Raw genomic sequence first — 18,905 nt, forward strand, 5'->3', positions numbered from 1 at the left:
CGGACGGCCTGGTCGGTCGACCGTGCGATGCCGCTGGACCGATCAACACACCAAATCCCGTCGGGGTGCAAGCCGGACGTTGAGCCTCTTCAGCGGACGCGGCGATTCCTCACAGGGAATGCATGCCCGCCGTCCTGTCCTCGGGACACGCGCTGGTCAGCGGGAACACCGCCGGAAAATCAGCCTTCCTTGGCGGGCTGGGCCGGAGGAAGGTCGAAGGGCGTGCTGACGAAGGGGTCGCCGCGGCCATGACCGGCGCGGTCGTGACCTTTCTCGGTCGCCGCCTTGCGGTAGTAGCCGACGATGAACACGCGGACGGCGTTGGCCAGCGACACCGCGTTGCCGCGCGACCGGCGGGACTGCGAATCCAGGCGGTCCTTGAGGTCGCTGCACAGCTCGTCCACGGTCAGGTCTTCCCGGTGGCAGATGTCGTCCAACGCTTCCCAGTAGGACGGCTCCAGGCGAAGCTGCGTCGGGTTTCCGAACAGCTTGACGGTGCGTGCCACCAGCGGGATGGCGTTCAGCGGCGATGGCGCGTTGGACGCCTGTGAATCCTGACCCGACATAGCCCTGTATTCCTCGACTGTCAGCCGTGTTTTCTGTCGTGCAGCCAATATAGCGCGATTGAAAAAATTTGCGACGATAAAACTCGGCGGATGTGCTGAGTGGCCTTAGGGCACGTCGCCCGACTCTCCCGCCATATCCTTAAGCATGTATAGATTGGTGATGACGATAAAACCTTTGTTATAGGTAATCGCCCCGGCGCTGCGCAATGCACGCAGGCTTTTGTTCACCATCTCGCGTGTGACACCCAGCATCGACGCCAGCGCCTCCTGGGACACTGGCTGGTTGATGCGGACGCCGGCGGGCGTCTTCTGCCCATAGGTGTCCGCCAGAAGCAGGATACGCCGGGCCAGCCGGCGCGGCACGTCGTGGAAAACCGCATCCTCGATGTTTTCCGACACCCAGCGCAGCCGCTCGCACAGCACGCCCATCATGCGGATGCACAGCGAGGGGTGCCGTTCCAGGAAGGAGATGAACTCCGGGCGGTCGATGCGGAACAGTTCCGCCGGGCGCAGCGCGGTGGCTCCGGCGGTGCGGTCCTTGCCGTCGATCAGCGCGATTTCCCCCAGCACGTCGCCGGGGTTCAGGATGTTGAGCAGCATCGTCTTGCCGTCCTCCGACGACGTCGAGACGGCGATCTGCCCCTTCATGATGGCGTACAGGCAATCGCCGGGATCGCCCTTGCTGAAAACGGTCTGGTTTTCGTGGAACCGCGACACCCGGCCCAGCGCCACCAGCTCCTGCATCCGGGCGTCGTCGAGAACGCCCAACATTCGGTTGCGCCGCAGGATGCCGGCGACGTCCTTCAGTAAGGCCATGGCGCTCGCGGTCCCGGTTGAGTTCCGTTGGACCGTTGATGGCACCCGGCGGACGTTCAGTCCAGCGGATTCCCCGCCTGGCGATGCGCTCCGTCCCGCAGGGCGCGGTCCCACAGGGCGGTGTGCTCGAAATGAAAACGCACCTCGGGCGCCCGCCTGCCGTCCATGGCCCAGCGGCGCATGGTCCGGAGCAGATCCAGCGCGTCCTCCCGCTTCTGGTCGCACCGCCCGTTGGGCAGCCAGTGGCGGAAATCGGCGAGTTCCTCCTCCGGCAGCCCCTCGGCGGCGGCCAGACGGAGCAGGCGGCCATAGCCGCGCTCGCGGTAGGGCAGGCCCTTGGCGATCGCCTCCAGCCGCCGCGCCGTGGCGGCGGGGACGACGCCCTCCTGCGCGGCGTCGGCCAGCGTGCGGCGGATGTTCACCATGGCCTCGGACAGGCCGGGATAGCCGAGTTCGGCCGGCCCGTGGATCACCGCCACCTCGTCGTCGTCCTCCAGCCGCCCGTCGCGGAAGGCTTCGAAGACGGCGCCGACGCCGATCATGCCGAAGGGGTGCAGTTCCGCGGCGCGCAGGGCGCCCATGCTGGACGCCCCGAACACCGCGATCCCCAGGTGGATGGCGTGCAGGATCTCCTTGTGCCAGACGGACGGGATGTTCTCGAAGTAGCCGTCCACGATGCCGATCGCCCGCGGCTGGCGCGCGCACAGCCGGATGATGTCGCCCTGGGCGACCGGCGGCAGATAGGTGGCGTCCAGACGCCGGGCCGCTTCGGCGCGGGGGAGGGTGGGGCCGAGAAAGACGTAAAGGCCGTCCGGCGTGTGCATGGGAGTCTCCGCCTGCGCTCTCATTATACAGTGTCCGGCCTCAGAGGCCGGCGACGATACAGTGTCCGGCCTCAGAGGCCGGCGACGGCGCGCGCCCGCGCACCCATCAGATAGTCCGGGGAGGAATCCAGCCCTTCCAGGCCGGGAATGACCAAGCGGACCACGGCAATGCCGAATTCCGGCTTGGTCAGGTCCACGGCCACGGCCTCCTCGATGCCGACGGCGCGCAGCCGGTCGAGCTGGCTTGCCAGATCCTCCTCGATGGTGCGTCCGGCAAGGCTGGGGGTGGCGGCAAAGTCGCGGCGCCCGGCGCCTTCGGTGATCAGCGCCGTCCAGCGCGCGTGCTGCGCCGGGTCGAGGTGGCGTTCGTATTCGGAGCGGGGCATGTCGTCGCGCGCCCCGGCGATGAAGGTCAGCCGGCTCTGCGCCGCCTCGGTCAGGGCGCGGGACAGCGCGATCTCCGGCGCGGCGTGGCAGCCCATCCCCATGGCCGGGCGGATGCTGTGCTGCGGCGCGTCGTCCCGCGTCGCGATGCGGCAGAGGATGGCCGGCAGGCCGATGTCGCTGGTGATGTCCCACAGCCCGACCGCGACCCCCGCGTCGCCGAAGCGGTCGAGCAGCGAGCGGCACACCGGGTCGGCGATGCTGTCCGGATCGATGCGGGTGGCGGCCTGGGCCTCCGGGGAGGCGAGGCGCCACAGGGTGGCGGCGTCGCGCTCGACCAGTTCGGTCATGGCGTGCGCGGTCGCCTCGGCGAGGCTGTTGCCCGAGGCCAGCCCGTTCGACCCGGCGAGGAAGCAGCCGGACCCCGGCGGCATCGGCAGCGTGAAGTTCAGATGCACCGTCTCGAAGGGCACCCACGTCCGCCCGCCGCCCAGCAGGTCGTCGCCCTCGATCCACAGCATCGGGGTGTGGTGGGTGAAGGCGCTGGTCGACAGCCGCGGCAGCCGGGTCACGTCCACCACCCGGTGGGTCCAGCGCAGCTCGTCGTAGCTGGCGTATTTCAGGGGCAGGGTGATGCGTTCGGCGTGGTAGCTCTCGATCGACTCCATGACGCCCGACGCCTTGGCGGCGGCCAGCGTCACGCCCTTGCCCTGGGCGACGGAGATGGAGCGCGCGTTCGGCCGGGTCACCATCACGACCGGGATGCCGACATGGTCCAGCCCCGTGACGTTCGCCACCCGCGTGATGCCCATGACGGGAAGGAAGGGGGCGACGCGGGCCAGCGTCTGGTCCGGCGTGGCGATCCGGTGGGTTCCGGTGGTGTGGACCTTCAGCGGCTGGTCGGACATGGCCGGATCCCGCGCGATGCCGCGGACGAAATCAAGGGGCATGGGAGAGGGTCTCCGCCGTGGAATGCCCGTGGCGAGCCGGATGGGAACCGGCGAAGGACGAGGGAGCGGGCGGGGACCGTGGCAGGCCGGCCAGGGAAAACGCCGGTCGCCACGGCCCGAAGATCAGGCCCGAATGGGGCCCTGGCGGGTGCGCCCCGCCGGTCAGAGGCCCGGGGTGATCGCGTGGCGGGCGGCCTCGTGATCGTCGCTGTTGAAGGCGCGGCGGTCGCCGATGCGGGCGGCGGCGGTCAGCTCGGCGGCCTGCTCGGCGACCTCGGTCACGCCCTGGGCGGTCACGGCGAAGAGACGGCCGTCGGCACCACGGATGAGGGCGGTCTGGTCGATGATGGCGGTCATGGGAACAGCTCCTGGGCGTGGGTTTCGAGGAACCGCGAATACTGCGGTATGTCGAAACCTTGGCCGCTGTGACCCGTCCGGACTGTGAAGAACTTCACATGCCGAACGCCCCGGCGCCGGGTAAAAATCGCCTACACGCGCACACACGCATGTTTAGTCCCGGAAAAATTCCGGTGACCCGGGAAAAAATCGCCAAGCCGAGAACCGGCCAGCCGAGACAGGAGCGTACCGATGAAATTGGACCGCCGCATTCCCCGCAGCCTCGACGAGATGGCCGACCTCAGCTCGCTCGCGGCTCCGCCCGCCGTGGTGACGCGCTCGCTGACGATCGGGGGGCGCCGCGCCAGCCTGCGGCTGGAGGCGACGATCTGGGACGGGCTGAAGGACATCGCCAAGTCCCAGGGCAAGTCGCTGGAGGCGCTGTGCGCCGACATCCACGACAGCCGGACCGAAGGCATCCCCTTCGCCACCAGCGTCCGGGTCTATGTGCTGAACCATTTCCGCCGCACCGCGGCGGGCGCCACCACGCTGGTGGCCTGACGCTCCACGGCGGCGCCCGCAGGATCACGGCGCCCGGATCAGGTCACCCGTTCAGGTCATCCGATCAGGTCACTGGGCCTGACGCGGCGAGGCAGCGGCGGAAGGCCCGGCAACGGTCGGCGAGCGGGATCATGGACAGCTGGCGGCTCATCGTCTCGGCAGCCGCCAGATGCTCCATGGCCTCGCGATGCTGGCCGACGGCGGTGAAGGCCTGGGCCAGGGCGAAGTGCGACCAGCCCTGCTCGGACAATTGCCCGGCGTCCGTCGCGATGCCCAGCGCCTTGGCGGCGCAACCGATCGCGGTGTCGTGCTGGGCCGTCTCCAGGGCGAGGTCGGACATCCAGTTCAGAATGCGCGGCCTGGGCAGCGAGTGGTTTAGGATGTGCGCCTGTTCCAGGCTGGCGTTGAGCAGCCGTGCGCCTTCCGCGGCGCCACCGGTGCGGGCGATGGCGTAGCCCAGCGCGCCCAGCGTGATCGGCTGGAAGATGTGCAGGCGCGTCGCCTCGGTGATCGTGACGGCGTCCTTCAGCAGGGGCAGAGCCTCGGTGAAGCGGTCGCCGATGATGTGGACCAACGCCAGATGGACCTTCACCGACGACACGGAGAAGGCGTGCCCGACCTCTTCCGCGATGTCGAGCGCGTGGAGCATCACCTGGACGGCCTCGTCGTCGCGCCCCAGCTCGGCGAGGCAGCGTCCCTGGTATGCGGCGGTGATGGCGACCGCCACCGCGGTCAGGCCGAAGCGCGCATGGGGGGCGTGGGCCAGCGCCAGGCTGCGCGCCTGCTCCAGCTTCTCCTGGGCTTCCGGGAAATGGCCCTTGTCCACGAGCATGCCGCCCAGCCGCATCAGCCCCTGGATGCGCAGCTCCTTCGTTCCCTGGTTGCCCAGATGGTCGAGCGCGCTGCGGCTGAGCGCGATCGCCCCGTCGAGCACGCCGTAGACCCACTGGAAGGATGCCTTGAGCGAGGTCGCGCGGGCGTAGCGGATGCGGTCGTCGATGCCCAGCGCCATGTCCCGCGCCTCCTCCAGCGGGTCGCCGGCCAACTGGCGCCCCTGTGGCAGCAGGACGAGGGGAATGCCGATCCACAGGTCGATCCGCCGCTGGGTGTTGCGGCGGGTGTCCGGCAGATGGTCCAGCGCCTTCAGCGCCTGTTCATAGAAGCGCCCGGCGTCGAAATGCTTGCAGCGCATCTCGGCCCGGCGCCCGGCCCGGCGCCCGTAGGCGCAGGCGAGCGGCCAATCCTCGGCGTAGAAGGCGTGATGGGCGATTAGCTCCGCCCGGTTGGGCAGGTTGCGGTCGGACCGCCGCCGCAGGGCGTGCAGCACCCGCCCGTGCAGCGGCTGGCGCTCCCGCTTGGTCAGGGTGGCGTAGGCGACCTCCTGGACCAGCGCGTGGCGGAAGGTCAGCTCGAGGTTCGGCAGCAGGCGGGAGCGCGCGAAGAAGCCGCTCTGCTCCAGCCGGGCCAGGGCGGCCGGCAGGTCGGCGGCGGGGATCGGCGACACCGCGCGCAGCAGGCCCAGGTCGACCGAGGTGCCGATCACCGCCGCGTGCATCAGAACCCGCCGCGGCCCGGGCTCAAGCGCGTCGATCCGTGAGGCCAGCAGGCCGTGCACCGTGGCCGGCAGGGCCATCCGGGCGTCGGTCTTGCCCAGGCTGTAGCGGCCCGGACTGCCGACGATGACCCCGGTGGTCTCCAGGGTGCGCAGCGATTCCTCAAGATAGAGCGGCACGCCCTGGCTCTGCGTCGCGACTCGCGCCTTCAGGTCGGCCAGCGACGGGCTGTGGCCCAGCCAATGGTCCAGGAACTCGTCGGCCTGCAGCGGCTCCAGCGGTTCGAGCGCGATGGCGTGGGCGGAATCCGGCACGGTCCAGCCGCCCGGCGTGTCCGGCCGCGAGGTGACCAGAACGAAGACCCGGGCGTCCTCCACCCCTTCGGCCAGGGCGTCCAGCAGCCGGTTGGTCAGCCCGCGCGTCCAGTGCGCGTCCTCGACAAGGATCAGCAGCGGGCGCTCCGCGGACAGCTCGCGGATCGCCGCGACCAGCCCTTCGACGCTGAAGTCGGCCTTCTGCGCCGGGTCGAGCCCCTGCCACAGCGGGTGGACGGAGGGCTGGCCGAGCAGTTCCCGCATCGCCTCGCCGGCCAGTTCGCCGCCGTTGCGCGTCGCGGCGGCGGTCAGGCGCGCCACCGCCAAGCCGTCCAATGTCGGGCCATCCAAGGCCGGGCCATCCGCCGCCCCGCAGACCGACAGGGCGAGGCAGCGGGCCGCCGCCTCCAGGTCGTCGGGGTCGCCCAGGCGGCGGATCGGGAACTGCGGCCAAATAGTAGTTGTGAAAGCCGCGGCCTCCGGGCTGCGCATCAGCTCTCCGGTCAGCCGGGACTTGCCGATGCCGGCCTCGCCGATCAGGACGGCGCAGGCGCCGCGGCCCCGCTCGGCCTGCCGCAGCGCGCCGGTCAGCACCGCCAATTCCGGTTTGCGCCCGACGAACAGCGTGCCCTCGGCGGACAGCAGGTCCATCGCCGTGCGCCGCATCGCCCGCGCCGCCTCCAGGGAGAAGGCGGTCACCGGCTCCGCGGTGGCGGACAGGCGCAGCGTTCCGGCCGGGCGGACGGTCAGGCCCTTGGGCACGAGGTCGAGCGTCTCGCGGCTCAGCAGAACGCTGTTGGGCTGCGCCCGCTGCTGCAGCTTGGCGGCGACATGCACGGTTTCGCCCACCGTGCGGTAGTCGGTCCAGACGCCCGTCTCGATGATCTGGGCCACGACCTCGCCGGAACTGATGCCGATCCGCACCTTGAACTCGTCGGAATCGATGGCCGATCGGGCGATGTCCTGAGCGGCGAGGCAGGCGCGCAACGCGTGATCCTCCAGCGCGGAGGGGGCGCCGAACACCGCCATGATGCCGTCGCCCAGCACCTGGGCCACCGTGCCGCCGTAGCGCTCGACCGCGTCGGTCAGGACCTCGAGGATGGTGAGGAGGGTCTGGTCGGCCTCCTCCGGGTCGCGGCCCGAGACCATGCTGGAGGATTCGACGATGTCGGCGAACAGGACGGTGACGACCTTGCGTTCCGCGCTGTTGCGACGGGCGGCTGCGCCATCCGATGGTTCGGCGGTGCGCGCAAGGTCGGGCGCGGAGTCGGGCGCGGTCACGGGCCGGCCCGCCACCTCCCGAGGCGCCGCCATGGGCATCGGTTGCGGTCCGCCCAAATCCATGTCCGTTCCGGCCATCGAAGCCCCCCTGCGGAGCGTCATCGGCATGTTAGAGGAAACAAATTCAAATGCGCAGACATTCAAAACAACGCATTGGCAATTTTGTTCTGAACGAGGCAGCCTAACATATGTTGGTATGCTTTCTCATGCAATCCGCAAGCGGCGGCCCAGCCTCCCCGGCATTCCCGCCGTGTTGCGGCGCCCGGATTGGCGTCGCGTGAAAAAAGGGGCTTGCCTTGGCCGTCGCCGGGGCGTATACGGGCGCTCCTCCGCTGGAGCGGCGCGGGCGTAGCTCAGGGGTAGAGCACAACCTTGCCAAGGTTGGGGTCGAGGGTTCGAATCCCTTCGCCCGCTCCATTGTCCAGTGCGGATGGTACGAAAAAGGGCGGCCTCGCGGGCCGCCCTTTTCGCGTTCAGCGCTCTGTGTCGTCGGGGCGGAAGCCGGTGTGGCGGGCCTTTCAGCCCGCCGGCTCCACCGGGTCCGTCACCACAGCGCCAGCGACAGCTCGTAGAAGAGCGCGCCGACGATGGCGGTCGCCGGCAGGGTGATGACCCAGGCCATGACGATGCCCTGCGCCAGACCCCAGCGCACCGCGCTGGTGCGGCGGGCGGCGCCGACGCCGATGATGGCCCCGGTGATGGTGTGGGTCGTGCTGACCGGCACGCCGAGCCACGTCGCGACGAACAGGGTGATGGCCCCGCCCGTCTCCGCGCAGGAGCCCTGGACCGGCTTCAGGTCGGTCAGCTTGGACCCCATGGTCTTGACGATGCGCCAGCCGCCGAACAGCGTGCCCAGCCCCATCGCGGCCTGGCAGGTGATGACCACCCAGAAGGGCACGTGGAAGGTTTCCCCCAGCATGCCCTGCGAATAGAGCAGCACGGCGATGATGCCCATGGTCTTCTGCGCGTCGTTGCCGCCGTGCCCCAGGCTGTAGAGCGCGGCGGAGCCGATCTGGATGTGGCGGAACAGCCGGTCGACCGCGAAGGGCGTGCTGCGTCGGAACAGCCAGGACACCGCGACGATCATCACGCTGGCGAGCAGGAAGCCGACCACCGGCGAGACCACGATGGCCGCGGCGGTCTTCGCCAGCCCGGACACCACCACGGCGTCCAGCCCGGCCTTCGCCACGCCGGCCCCGACGAGCCCGCCGATCAGCGCGTGGGAGGAACTGGAGGGAATGCCCAGCCACCAGGTGAAGACGTTCCAGACGATGGCGCCCATCAGCGCGCCGAAGATGACGTGCGGATCGACCACACCCGCCCCGACGATGCCGGTGCCGATGGTGGTCGCCACATGCAGCCCGAAGAACAGGAAGGCGATGAAGTTGAAGAAGGCGGCCATCGCGACGGCGGTCCGCGGCTTCAGCACGCGGGTGGAGACGACCGTTGCGATGGAGTTGGCCGCGTCGTGCAGCCCGTTGAGGAAATCGAAGAGGAGGGCGACGCCGATCAGCCCGATGAGGATGGGCAGGGCGAGGGAAGCGGCTTCCATGGGATCAGACCTGTTCGACGATGATGCCGTCGATGGTGTCGGCCACGTCCTCGCAGGCGTCGAGCACGCGTTCCAGCAGCTCGATGATCTCGCGTTGAAGGGCGTGGCGGTGGGTGATGGGGGCGTCGAGCCCGCCGCTCTCGTCGCGCAGCCGGTGCTTGGCCTCGCGCAGGAGCCGGTCGCCTTCGCTCTCGATCCGCGAGACCTCGGCGGTCATCGCGTGGAGTTGCTCGACGTGTTTGGGGATGTCGCGGAGCAGGGGGATGCCCGCGCTCAGCCGGGCGGTGCAGCGCACGATGGCGTCGGCCTGCGCGTGCATTTCCGGCGTGTAGTCGATGAAGCCCGCCTCCACGAGGTGACGCGCGGTCTCCTCGATGAGGTTGAGCACGTCGTCCATCCGCTTGCCGAGTTCCTGGATGTCCGAACGGTCGAAAGGCACGATGAAGGTGCGGTGGACGGCGAGCTGGATGTTCCTCTCAATGGCGTCGGCCTCGCTTTCGACCCGGCGGATGGTCTGGAACCGCTCCTCCAGGTCCTGGCCGCTGGCCATCATCGCCCGCAGCGCGTCCGCGCCCGTTGCGACGGTCCGGGCATGGTCGGCGAACAGGTCGAAAAACCGTTCTTCGCGCGGCATCAGGGCCCGGAACAAATTCAGCATGCGTGGTTCTCCAACTTACGCCGGCCTGCACTGCCGGGGCCCCCGCACGGACGCGCGCGAGCCTCAGCGTCGCGGCTGGTGTAACATCCCCGGCGCCCGTGGGGAGTCACAAAAGTGTCATGCCGGGCCGGCTTGCGGCGAGATTTCACGGGGATGCCCGGCGGAAAGACCGGTGATTTGCCGCGGCGGGCCGCTTATCCTGCCGCCGACGGATCGGCAGCGGGGAGGTGGGTGGCGCGTGGCGGGGGAAAGACAGATCGGCTTGGAAACACAGAGCGGACCGGGAACACAGGTCGGCCTGACCGCGGCCATCGTTTCGGTGGGCGTCTCCTCGGCGAACGGCGCCGAGCCGCGCGTGGTGACCGTGCGCAGCGGCTTCGAGATCCCCGAATCGCACCGCCGCGGCGACGAGCCGCCGCCCCACCGCGACGCGTTGCCGGGCGCCCCCTTCGATCCCGAACGTTTCCGCACCCTCCAGGACGGCCTGCGCGCGGTGGCGGAGGACGCGGCCGGGCTGACCCTGCGCTATGTGGAGCAGCTCTACAGCTTCGGCGACCGCCACCGCGACCCGCACGAGCTGTTCGGCGGCCCGCGCTCGCTGGTGGTCGGCTATCTGGCCCTGCTGCGCGAGGCGCCGCTGCGCATCGACGGGGCGGAATGGCGCGGCCTGTACGAGTTCTTTCCCTGGGAGGACTGGCGCGAGTCGCCGCCGGCGCTGCTCGATTCGGTGATCCGTCCGGCGCTCGCCCGCTGGGTCGCCGCCGCCCCGGACGAGCCCGCCCGTGCCCGCCGCGGCGAGCGCGCCCGCATGGCCTTCGCGCTGGACGGCGGTGAGTGGGATTCCGAGCGGGTGCTGGAGCGCTACGAGCTGCTCTACGAGGCCGGGCTGGTGGTGGAGGCGTTCCGCGACCATGACCTGGCCCGCCGGGCGGGGGTGGAGGAGCGGACGGTGCGGCTGGAGATGCCCCGCGCGCTGGGCCGCCCGATGGCCCGCGACGGCCGCCGCATCCTGGCGACGGCGCTGGAGCGGCTGCGCGGCAAGCTGAAATACCGCCCCATCGTGTTCGAGCTGCTGCCCCCGACCTTCACCCTGCACCAGCTTCAGCAGGTGGTGGAGGCGCTGTCCGGCGAGCGGCTGCACAAGCAGAATTTCCGGCGCCTGATGATCTCCGGCGGGCTGGTGGAGCCGACCGGCCAGTATGAGAGCCAGACCGGCGGGCGCCCCGCCGAGCTGTACCGCTTCCGCCGCAGCGCCATCCTGGAACGCACCAGCACGGGGGCCATCGCCGCCCCGGAGGATTGACCATCCCTGCAATGGGGGTATCCTGCCGTCAAAGCCAAAGAAGGGGAGCGAAACCGCATGACCGATTTCGACAGCACCTGCGACCTCTACGACCGGTTCGAGAAGACCGCCCGCGTCGCCGATCCCGTCTTCCGCGACTTCGGCGGGCGTCGCCAATTCAGCGGCGCCGCGGTGACCGTGAAGTGCTTCGAGGACAATTCCCGCGTCAAGGAGCTGCTGGGTACGCCGGGGCGGGGCAAGGTGCTGGTGGTCGATGGCGGCGGCGGCCTGCGCGCCGCCCTGATGGGCGACCTGATCGCCAAGGACGCGGTGAAGAACGGCTGGGAGGGCGTGGTCATCCACGGCTGCGTCCGCGACGCCGCGGTGCTCGCCACGCTGGACCTGGGCATCAAGGCGCTGGCGGCGATCCCGCGCAAGACCGTCCGCAACGGCGAGGGGCAGAAGGATCTGCCGGTGACGCTGGCCGGCATCCGCATCAATCCCGGCGATCTCGTCTTCGCCGACGAGGACGGCGTGCTGGTGCTGACTCCGGAGGAGTTCGGCACGACCGCGTGACGGGTGTGGAACGAGGCAGGCTCCGGCCCTGAAAAGAGTGGCGCATGTTGATCGTCTTCGGCGGGCTGCCTGGAACCGGCAAAACGACCATCGCCCGTGTGTTGGCGCGCCGGCTCGGCGCGTTTCATCTGCGGATCGATACGATCGAGCAGGCGATTCGCATGGCCGGCGGCGCCGACGGTGAGGCTGTCGGTCCGCAAGGCTATGTGGTCGCCTACGCCCTGGCCGGCGATAATCTACGGCTGGGTGCCACCGTGATCGCGGATTGCGTCAACCCTGTCCGGATCACGCGCGAGGCGTGGCGCGCCACGGCGCTTCAGGCCGGGGTGCGGCTGGTCGAGGTGGAGGTTGTGTGCTCGGACCCGGTCGAGCACCGGCACCGGGTCGAAACCCGTCAAAGTGACATCGCCGGGCACCGTCCGCCCTCCTGGGCGGCGGTGAGGGGGCGGGAATACGAGCCCTGGGACGGTTTGGACGCCGTCATCGACACGGCGGGGCGTGAGGTCGACGCCTGCGTCGCGGCGATTCTGGCGATTCTGCCGGGCCACCCGCTCCACGAAAGCGGGCGCCGTCCGTGAGGTGGAGTCAGCCCGCCACCTTCTCCCACCCCATCTTCTGGTACCGGTATTCCAGGATCGTTGGCGCCGCGCAGGCGTAGCCGACCCAGACGCCCAGGGTCATCAGGGCGCCGACCGGCCACAGTGGGATGGAGATGAGGATCAGGGCCGCGTGAATTGCGGCGTGCAGCCACTCGGCCTTTTTCGCGAAGTAAACGGGGCCGAGCAGAAAGGCCCAAAGGATCTCGCGGTTGGTCACCGCCTCCCGCTGGCCGTTCGTGGGATTCTCGAACATCATCCCGGACGGAGCCGCCGCCATCCCTGCCTCCCTTTGGTTGTTTTCCATTCTATTTGGGGAGGCAGTCTGGACGACGGCGGTCCGGCCTGTCGAGGACGAAACGGCCTTTTTCCGGATGGTGGAGACGGTGTCCCGACGGATGGATCAGGACACCGCCCCGTCCCGCCCGGCCCCCTCCCTTCCGGCTTGCGCCATGGCCAGGAAGCGCCGGCACTGCTGCTCGCGGTCGTAGCCGAGCAGCGTGCCGAGGATGAAATCCTCCTCCGGCGTCAACTGATTCAATGGCTTGCGCACCACGCTCCGCACCATCGCGACGCAGGCCGGGTGGCCGAAGAAGACGTTGACCTTGGCCTCCGTCACCGTCTGGACGTGGTAGTCGACGAACCGCTCCGCCAGCTTGCGGGTCACCGCGTCGGCGTCCCGCGTGCTGAGCGTCATCATGACCATGGGCCGGACGCCCTTGCTGTACTCGTACAGATGGTGCCCGAGCAGGTGGACGGGCATGGCCAACCCATCATGGGTCAACCCATCATGGGGCATCACGCCAGCTGGCTGATCCATGCGGTGATCCGTTTGTCGGTTTGGGAGGACTGGTTGTCCTGGTCGAGCGCCAGCCCGACGAACCGCCCGTCGCGTTCCGCGGTGGAGCCCGAATGCTCGTAGCCGGTGGTGTCGGTGAAGCCGACGACGACCCCGCCCTGCGCCACCACCTGATCGTAGAGCGTGCCCATGGCGTCCACGAAGGACTCCGGGTAGGTCACCTGATCGCCGGTGCCGAACAGGGCGACCTTCTTGCCGTTCAGGTTGGCGGCCTTCAGCGTGCCGAAGTTGGCTTCCCAGTCGCATTGCAGATCGCCCACGCCATAGGTCGGCGCGCCGAGGATCAGCAGGTCGCAATTCTCGAAATCCGCGGCGGAGGCGCGGGCGATGTCGACGGTCTTTCCCTGAATCTTCTTCGCGATGCGCGAGGCGACCGACTTGGTCGCGCCGCCGTCGGAGCCATAGATGATCGTGACGTTCATGGTCTCTCTCTGGGCAATCCTGTGGGCCAATCGGATCAGGGCCGGCAAGCAAAGGCGAGAACGTCCGGCCTGGAACGAATGATAATAAGAATGATTCGCATTTGCAAGATGACCATGAACGGTTTGTGGGAATTCTGTGAAGGGAAGGCCGCGCCGCCAAGGACGGCGCGGCTTTCAGGCGATTTAAGAGTCCTTGTGCGGGGAAACGTTGGGCAGCAGCGCGGCGGCGAGGCCGAGCAGGGGCACGACCGAGCAGGCCTGGAACACGAAGCCGATGCCCTTCCAATCGGCCAGAACGCCAAGCCCGGCGGCGGCCATGCCTCCGATCCCGAAGGCCAGACCGAAGAACAGGCCGGACACCATGCCGACGCGGCCGGGCATCAGCTCCTGCGCGTAGACGATGATGGCGGGGAAGGCCGAGGCCAGGGCCAGCCCGATCACCGCGCTGAGCACGACCGTCGCGGTCAGCCCGACATGGGGCAGCAGCAGCGTGAAGGGCAGAATGCCGAGGATCGACACCCAGATCACCGTCTTGCGCCCGATCCGGTCGCCGATCGGGCCGCCGATGATCGTGCCGATCGCCACCGCCGCCAGGAAGACGAACAGGCAGAGCTGCGCCGCGTCCGGCTCCAGGGCGAAACGCTCCATCAGGAAGAAGGTGTAGAAGCTGGTGAGGCTGGACAGATAGACGTATTTGGACAGGATCAGCACCATCAGCACGGCCAGCGCCTGGTTCACCTGCCCGCGGGACAGGCCGGGGTAATGGACCGCGGCCCCGCGGCGGACCGGGCGGGCGTGGTCGCTGCGGGCGTACCAGCGCCCGATGCCGGTCAGCAGGGCCATGCCGCCCAGGGCGGCCAGCGCGAACCAGGACAGGCTCTCCTGCCCGCGCGGCAGGATGATGTAGGCGGCGAGCAGCGGCCCCAGCGCCGACCCGGCGTTGCCGCCCACCTGGAACAGCGACTGCGCCAGCCCGTGAGCCCCGCCGGAGGCGAGACGGGCGATCCGCGACGCCTCGGGGTGGAAGACCGAGGAGCCGAAGCCCAGCAGGGTCGCCCCGATCAGCAGCGCCGCGTAGTTCGGCGCGAAGGCCAGCGTGACCAGCCCGACCAGCGACGCCCCCATGCCGATGGTCAGGGAGTAGGGCGCCGGCCGCCGGTCGGTGGCGAGCCCGATGATCGGCTGAAGCAGCGAGGCGGTGATCTGGTAGGTCAGGGTGAGCAGGCCGATCTGCGCGAAGCTGAGGTCGAATCCGCCCTTCAGGATCGGGTAGATCGCGGGCAGCAGGGACTGGATCAGGTCGTTCAGCAGATGGCAGACGCTGATCGTCCCCAGGACGGGCAGCGCCGTCTCCCCGGCCTTGGGCCGGGACAGGGTGGTGTCGGTCACGGAAGGAAGCCTTTTTTGGCGCTTGCTCGGCGGGCGGGCGGCGCGTTGCTTGGTGTGGAGCAACAGCCTAAGGTGGGCCTCGACGGCCTGCCACCGCGGTCAGGCCGATTTCTTACGAGACTGGGCCATGGTCCGGAACCTGCGCATCGAGACGGTCGAGGAGTCGCCCCGCCCGCTGATCACCTTGGGACAGGATCACGCGGACGGCACCGTGCTGGCCGCCCACACGCACCGGCGCGGCCAGTTGCTGTCCGGGGCGACGGGGACGCTGCTGCTGTCCACCGCCCAGGGGCGCTGGGTGATGCCGCCCCATTGCGGGCTGTGGATTCCGCCGGGCGTCCCGCACGAAGTCCGGATGATCGGGATGGTGATGACGCAGAGCCTCTATCTGGCCCCCGCGCTGGCCGACACCATGCCGGACCGCTGCGAGGTTCTGGCGCTGTCGCCCTTCTTCCGCAGCCTGATCGGGCGGGCGATCGACGTGCCGGTGGATTACGACCCGGATAGCCACGACGGCGCGGTGATGGCCCTGCTTCTGCACGAGATGCGGCGACTTCCGGTGGAGCCGCTGTCGCTGCCCTTTCCCACCCACGCCGCCCTGGCGGAGCGCTGCCGGCGGTTCCTGCAAGAGCCGACGATCCAGGCGACGATCGAGGACTGGAGCGACGGTCTGGGCATGAGCCGCCGCAACTTCACCCGGCTGTTCCGGCGCGAGACGGGGCTGAGCTTCGTGGAATGGCGCCAGCAGGCGTGCTTGGTGTCGGCCCTGCCGCGGCTGGTCGCGGGGGTTCCGGTGACGACGGTGGCGCTGGACCTCGGCTACGACAACCCGGCGGCCTTCACGACGATGTTCAAGCGGACGCTGGGGGCGTCACCGCGCGCCTACTTGGCGAAGGCCGGTGCTGATGGATCGGAGCGCTCGGCCTGAGGCGCTCTGTATCCCTGCGTTCCAAATCCCGATGACAAAGACGAAAAGCCCCGCCGGAGCGATCCCGGCGGGGCTTTTCATAAACGCGGAAGCTCTCGCACCCGGCCCCCCTCCTGGCCTCCCCCCGCTTGCGCGAGGGGAGGGGAAGAGATGCAGGAGGATCAGGCGGCGACCGTGTCGGCCACGTCCTGGAACTCCTTGATCTGGTCGAAGTTCATGTAGCGGTAGATGTCGCCGGCCTTCTGGTTGACGACGGTCACCTGCTCCAGATACTCGGCCGGGGTCGGCAGCTTGCCCAGCAGGGCGGCGACGGCCGACAGCTCGGCGGAGCCGAGATAGACGCGGGTGTCGATGCCCAGGCGGTTCGGGAAGTTGCGGGTCGAGGTCGAGATGGCCGTCGAACCCTTGCGGATCTGCGCCTGGTTGCCCATGCACAGCGAACAGCCGGGCATCTCCATGCGCGCACCCGACTTGCCGAGAACGCCGTAATAGCCTTCCTCGGTTAGGATCTGGGCGTCCATCTTGGTCGGCGGGGCGATCCACAGGCGGGTCGGGATGTCGGTCTTCCCGTCCAGGATCTTACCGGCGGCGCGGAAGTGGCCGATGTTGGTCATGCAGGAACCGATGAAGACCTCGTCGATCTTGTCGCCGGCAACCTCCGACAGCAGCTTCACGTCGTCCGGGTCGTTCGGGCAGGCGACGATCGGCTCCTTGATGTCGGCCAGATCGATGTCGATCACGGCGGCGTACTCGGCGTCGGCGTCCGGCTCCAGCAGCGACGGGTTGGCGATCCAGTCCTCCATCGCCTTGATGCGGCGGCCGAGCGTCCGGGCGTCCTCGTACCCGCTGGCGATCATCCACTTCATCAGGGTGATGTTGGAGCGCATGTACTCGATGATCGGCTCCTTGTTGAGCCGGACGGTGCAGGCGGCGGCGGACCGCTCGGCCGAGGCGTCGGACAGCTCGAACGCCTGCTCCACCTTCAGCTCGGGCAGGCCCTCGATCTCCAGGATGCGGCCGGAGAAGATGTTCTTCTTGCCCTTCTTCTCCACCGTCAGGAGGCCCTGGCGGATGGCGTAGAGCGGGATCGCGTTGACGAGGTCACGCAGCGTGACGCCCGGCTGCAGCGTGCCCTTGAAGCGGACCAGCACCGATTCCGGCATGTCCAGCGGCATGACGCCGGTGGCCGCGGCGAAGGCGACGAGGCCCGAGCCGGCGGGGAAGCTGATGCCGATGGGGAAGCGGGTGTGGCTGTCGCCGCCGGTGCCGACGGTGTCGGGCATCAGCAGGCGGTTCAGCCAGGAGTGGATCACGCCGTCGCCCGGACGCAGGGCGACGCCGCCGCGGGTCGAGATGAAGGTCGGCAGCTCGCGGTGGGTCTTGACGTCCACCAGCTTCGGATAGGCCGCGGTGTGGCAGAAGGACTGCATGACCAGATCGGCGGAGAAGCCGAGGCAGGCCAGATCCTTCAGCTCGTCGCGGGTCATCGGGCCGGTGGTGTCCTGCGAGCCGACCGTGGTCATCTTCGGTTCGCAATAGGTGCCCGGGCGCACGCCCTGGCCTTCCGGCAGGCCGACCGCGCGGCCGACCATCTTCTGGGCGAGCGTGAAGCCCTTGCCGCTGTCGACCGGGGAGGAGGGCAGGCGGAACAGAGTCGACGGGGCGAGGCCCAGCGCCTCACGGGCACGGGCGGTCAGGCCGCGGCCGATGATCAGCGGGATGCGGCCGCCGGCGCGCACCTCGTCGAAGATCACGTCGGACTTGACGGTGAACTCGGCGATCACCGCGCCGTTCTTCAGCGCCTTGCCCTCGTAGGGGCGCAGCTCGACCGTGTCGCCCGTCTCCATCTGGGAGACGTCGAGTTCGATCGGCAGGGCGCCGGCGTCTTCCATGGTGTTGTAGAAGATCGGGGCGATCTTGGAGCCCAGGCAGACGCCGCCGAAGCGCTTGTTCGGGACGTAGGGGATGTCCTCGCCCGTCCACCACAGCACGGAGTTGGTGGCCGACTTGCGCGAGGAGCCGGTGCCGACCACGTCGCCGACATAGGCGACGAGGTTGCCCTTGGCCTTCAGATCCTCAAGCTGCTTGATCGGGCCGCGGACGCCGGCTTCCTCCGGCACGATGCCGGGGCGTGGGTTCTTCAGCATGGCCAGCGCGTGCAGCGGGATGTCCGGGCGCGACCAGGCGTCCGGGGCCGGCGACAGGTCGTCGGTGTTGGTCTCGCCCGACACCTTGAAGATGGTCAGCGTCAGGCTGGCCGGGACCTCCGGACGCGAGGTGAACCACTCGGCGTCGGCCCAGGACTGGATCACCGCCTTGGCGTTGGCGTTGCCCTTGTCGGCCAGTTCCTTGACGTCGTGGAAGTAATCGAACATCAGCAGCGTGGTCTTCAGACCGGCGGCGGCGGCCTCGCCGCACTCGGCGTCGCCCAGCAGGTCGATCAGCGGCTTGATGTTGAAGCCGCCGAGCATCGTGCCCAGCAGCTCCGTCGCCTTGACCTTGGAGATCAGCGGCGAGGTCTCGTTGCCCTTGGCGAGCGAGGCCAGGAAGGCGGCCTTGACCTTGGCGGCGTCGTCGACGCCCGCCGGGACGCGGTGCGTGATGAGATCGACCAGGAAGGCTTCCTCGCCCTGCGGCGGGTTCAGGAGAAGGTCGACCAGCTCCTCGGTCTGCTTGGCCGAAAGCGGCAGCGGGGGAATTCCGAGCGCGGCACGCTCAGCGACATGCTGGCGGTAAGCTTCAAGCACGGTGCGGTCCTCTCATCCAAGGTTGCTCAACAGTCGTCCGATTCCCCGACCCGGGGGGCGCGCTCGCGGACCCGGCTTTTTTGCCCTTGCGGCGTCTTGCCACGCCGCCGGTCCTACCATTCCGGAAGGAACTTCCGCGGAACGGAGATGTCTTACGTCGCCGCCTTGGGAGTCGTCAAGTCAACGCTCCGCCTGCGACACGTTTTCAGGCGCCGGCCATAGAAGTGGTATTACAACTTGCTCCCGCCGGCCCTGTGGAGGGGTGGCGATTTCCTGAATTCCTCATGGTCTTTGCAATGATCGCCCCGGCG

The 18,905-nt window shown here is 69.0% G+C and carries 18 protein-coding genes and 1 tRNA gene; 6 read left to right on the forward strand and 13 right to left on the reverse strand.

Going from position 1 to position 18,905, the window contains the following annotated elements:
- Positions 1–179: 179 nt before the first annotated feature.
- The 5 genes from D3869_RS21175 to D3869_RS21195 all read right to left on the reverse strand — a co-directional run bounded on the left by D3869_RS21175 (position 180) and on the right by D3869_RS21195 (position 3,897).
- Positions 180–566: a ribbon-helix-helix domain-containing protein gene (locus D3869_RS21175; protein WP_137141779.1), complete on the reverse strand. Its 387-nt coding sequence runs from the start codon at positions 564–566 to the stop codon at positions 180–182.
- 105 nt (positions 567–671) lie between these two features.
- A complete protein-coding gene (locus tag D3869_RS21180; RefSeq protein ID WP_137141780.1) occupies positions 672–1,382 on the reverse strand; it encodes a Crp/Fnr family transcriptional regulator in 711 nt (236 codons plus the stop codon).
- Between the two features lie 56 nt (positions 1,383–1,438).
- Positions 1,439–2,206: a TfuA-like protein gene (locus D3869_RS21185; protein WP_137141781.1), complete on the reverse strand. Its 768-nt coding sequence runs from the start codon at positions 2,204–2,206 to the stop codon at positions 1,439–1,441.
- A gap of 71 nt (positions 2,207–2,277) precedes the next feature.
- Entirely contained in the window at positions 2,278–3,540 is a 1,263-nt protein-coding gene (locus tag D3869_RS21190) for a YcaO-like family protein (RefSeq protein ID WP_137141782.1), read from the reverse strand.
- 162 nt (positions 3,541–3,702) lie between these two features.
- Positions 3,703–3,897, reverse strand: a complete 195-nt coding sequence (locus D3869_RS21195) for a hypothetical protein (protein WP_137141783.1) — start codon at positions 3,895–3,897, stop codon at positions 3,703–3,705.
- A gap of 231 nt (positions 3,898–4,128) precedes the next feature.
- Here D3869_RS21195 and D3869_RS21200 point away from each other — a divergent pair, with 231 nt between their 5' ends.
- The gene (locus D3869_RS21200; protein WP_109469574.1) at positions 4,129–4,437 is read left to right on the forward strand and encodes a ribbon-helix-helix domain-containing protein; all 309 of its coding nucleotides are present in this window, start codon (positions 4,129–4,131) and stop codon (positions 4,435–4,437) included.
- Positions 4,438–4,501: 64 nt separating this feature from the next.
- Here the strand turns inward: D3869_RS21200 and D3869_RS21205 are convergent, their stop codons facing one another.
- On the reverse strand, positions 4,502–7,585 hold the full coding sequence (locus D3869_RS21205) for an ATP-binding protein (RefSeq protein ID WP_175426544.1): 3,084 nt from the start codon (positions 7,583–7,585) through the stop codon (positions 4,502–4,504).
- Between the two features lie 342 nt (positions 7,586–7,927).
- Between D3869_RS21205 and D3869_RS21210 the strand changes: the two genes are divergently transcribed.
- Positions 7,928–8,002: transfer RNA gene (locus D3869_RS21210), tRNA-Gly, on the forward strand.
- A gap of 127 nt (positions 8,003–8,129) precedes the next feature.
- On the opposite strand, the gene D3869_RS21215 is transcribed toward D3869_RS21210, so the two are convergent.
- On the reverse strand, positions 8,130–9,137 hold the full coding sequence (locus tag D3869_RS21215; RefSeq protein ID WP_137141785.1) for an inorganic phosphate transporter: 1,008 nt from the start codon (positions 9,135–9,137) through the stop codon (positions 8,130–8,132).
- Positions 9,138–9,141: 4 nt separating this feature from the next.
- Positions 9,142–9,795: a DUF47 domain-containing protein gene (locus D3869_RS21220; RefSeq protein WP_137141786.1), complete on the reverse strand. Its 654-nt coding sequence runs from the start codon at positions 9,793–9,795 to the stop codon at positions 9,142–9,144.
- Between the two features lie 238 nt (positions 9,796–10,033).
- Between D3869_RS21220 and D3869_RS21225 the strand changes: the two genes are divergently transcribed.
- Genes D3869_RS21225 through D3869_RS21235 form a run of 3 tightly spaced genes read left to right on the forward strand, consistent with a single transcriptional unit; the run spans position 10,034 to position 12,231 of the window.
- Positions 10,034–11,098 carry an NUDIX hydrolase gene (locus tag D3869_RS21225; RefSeq protein WP_247895824.1) on the forward strand — a complete coding sequence of 355 codons (1,065 nt, stop codon included), beginning with the start codon at positions 10,034–10,036 and terminating at the stop codon, positions 11,096–11,098.
- A 57-nt stretch (positions 11,099–11,155) separates the two neighbouring features.
- Complete coding sequence (gene rraA / locus D3869_RS21230) at positions 11,156–11,653, forward strand: ribonuclease E activity regulator RraA (RefSeq protein WP_137141787.1); 498 nt, start codon at positions 11,156–11,158, stop codon at positions 11,651–11,653.
- A gap of 44 nt (positions 11,654–11,697) precedes the next feature.
- Positions 11,698–12,231, forward strand: a complete 534-nt coding sequence (locus D3869_RS21235) for an AAA family ATPase (protein WP_137141788.1) — start codon at positions 11,698–11,700, stop codon at positions 12,229–12,231.
- A gap of 7 nt (positions 12,232–12,238) precedes the next feature.
- On the opposite strand, the gene D3869_RS21240 is transcribed toward D3869_RS21235, so the two are convergent.
- The 4 genes from D3869_RS21240 to D3869_RS21255 all read right to left on the reverse strand — a co-directional run bounded on the left by D3869_RS21240 (position 12,239) and on the right by D3869_RS21255 (position 14,919).
- Positions 12,239–12,529, reverse strand: coding sequence for a hypothetical protein (locus D3869_RS21240; RefSeq protein ID WP_040135076.1), 291 nt, complete (start codon positions 12,527–12,529; stop codon positions 12,239–12,241).
- A 123-nt stretch (positions 12,530–12,652) separates the two neighbouring features.
- Positions 12,653–13,012, reverse strand: coding sequence for a DUF2023 family protein (locus tag D3869_RS21245; RefSeq protein WP_137141789.1), 360 nt, complete (start codon positions 13,010–13,012; stop codon positions 12,653–12,655).
- A 35-nt stretch (positions 13,013–13,047) separates the two neighbouring features.
- On the reverse strand, positions 13,048–13,530 hold the full coding sequence (gene fldA, locus D3869_RS21250; RefSeq protein WP_103041405.1) for a flavodoxin FldA: 483 nt from the start codon (positions 13,528–13,530) through the stop codon (positions 13,048–13,050).
- Between the two features lie 183 nt (positions 13,531–13,713).
- Entirely contained in the window at positions 13,714–14,919 is a 1,206-nt protein-coding gene (locus D3869_RS21255) for an MFS transporter (protein ID WP_137141790.1), read from the reverse strand.
- Positions 14,920–15,046: 127 nt separating this feature from the next.
- On the opposite strand from D3869_RS21255, the gene D3869_RS21260 reads away from it, so the two are divergent.
- Entirely contained in the window at positions 15,047–15,847 is an 801-nt protein-coding gene (locus D3869_RS21260; RefSeq protein WP_137141791.1) for an AraC family transcriptional regulator, read from the forward strand.
- A 161-nt stretch (positions 15,848–16,008) separates the two neighbouring features.
- Here the strand turns inward: D3869_RS21260 and acnB are convergent, their stop codons facing one another.
- A complete protein-coding gene (gene acnB / locus D3869_RS21265; RefSeq protein ID WP_137141792.1) occupies positions 16,009–18,594 on the reverse strand; it encodes a bifunctional aconitate hydratase 2/2-methylisocitrate dehydratase in 2,586 nt (861 codons plus the stop codon).
- Positions 18,595–18,905 lie beyond the last annotated feature (311 nt).

Source organism: Azospirillum brasilense (assembly GCF_005222205.1).
In the GTDB taxonomy this organism is placed as follows: Bacteria; Pseudomonadota; Alphaproteobacteria; order Azospirillales; family Azospirillaceae; genus Azospirillum; species Azospirillum brasilense_G.

Bases quoted from the DNA above. Each gene is read 5' to 3' on its own strand.
- D3869_RS21175 (WP_137141779.1), bottom strand. From the start codon at position 566: ATGTCGGGTCAGGATTCACAGGCGTCCAACGCGCCATCGCCGCTGAAC.
- D3869_RS21180 (WP_137141780.1), bottom strand. From the start codon at position 1,382: ATGGCCTTACTGAAGGACGTCGCCGGCATCCTGCGGCGCAACCGAATG.
- D3869_RS21185 (WP_137141781.1), bottom strand. From the start codon at position 2,206: ATGCACACGCCGGACGGCCTTTACGTCTTTCTCGGCCCCACCCTCCCC.
- D3869_RS21190 (WP_137141782.1), bottom strand. From the start codon at position 3,540: ATGCCCCTTGATTTCGTCCGCGGCATCGCGCGGGATCCGGCCATGTCC.
- D3869_RS21195 (WP_137141783.1), bottom strand. From the start codon at position 3,897: ATGACCGCCATCATCGACCAGACCGCCCTCATCCGTGGTGCCGACGGC.
- D3869_RS21200 (WP_109469574.1), top strand. From the start codon at position 4,129: ATGAAATTGGACCGCCGCATTCCCCGCAGCCTCGACGAGATGGCCGAC.
- D3869_RS21215 (WP_137141785.1), bottom strand. From the start codon at position 9,137: ATGGAAGCCGCTTCCCTCGCCCTGCCCATCCTCATCGGGCTGATCGGC.
- D3869_RS21220 (WP_137141786.1), bottom strand. From the start codon at position 9,795: ATGCTGAATTTGTTCCGGGCCCTGATGCCGCGCGAAGAACGGTTTTTC.
- rraA (WP_137141787.1), top strand. From the start codon at position 11,156: ATGACCGATTTCGACAGCACCTGCGACCTCTACGACCGGTTCGAGAAG.
- D3869_RS21235 (WP_137141788.1), top strand. From the start codon at position 11,698: ATGTTGATCGTCTTCGGCGGGCTGCCTGGAACCGGCAAAACGACCATC.
- D3869_RS21240 (WP_040135076.1), bottom strand. From the start codon at position 12,529: ATGGCGGCGGCTCCGTCCGGGATGATGTTCGAGAATCCCACGAACGGC.
- D3869_RS21245 (WP_137141789.1), bottom strand. From the start codon at position 13,012: ATGCCCGTCCACCTGCTCGGGCACCATCTGTACGAGTACAGCAAGGGC.
- fldA (WP_103041405.1), bottom strand. From the start codon at position 13,530: ATGAACGTCACGATCATCTATGGCTCCGACGGCGGCGCGACCAAGTCG.
- D3869_RS21260 (WP_137141791.1), top strand. From the start codon at position 15,047: ATGGTCCGGAACCTGCGCATCGAGACGGTCGAGGAGTCGCCCCGCCCG.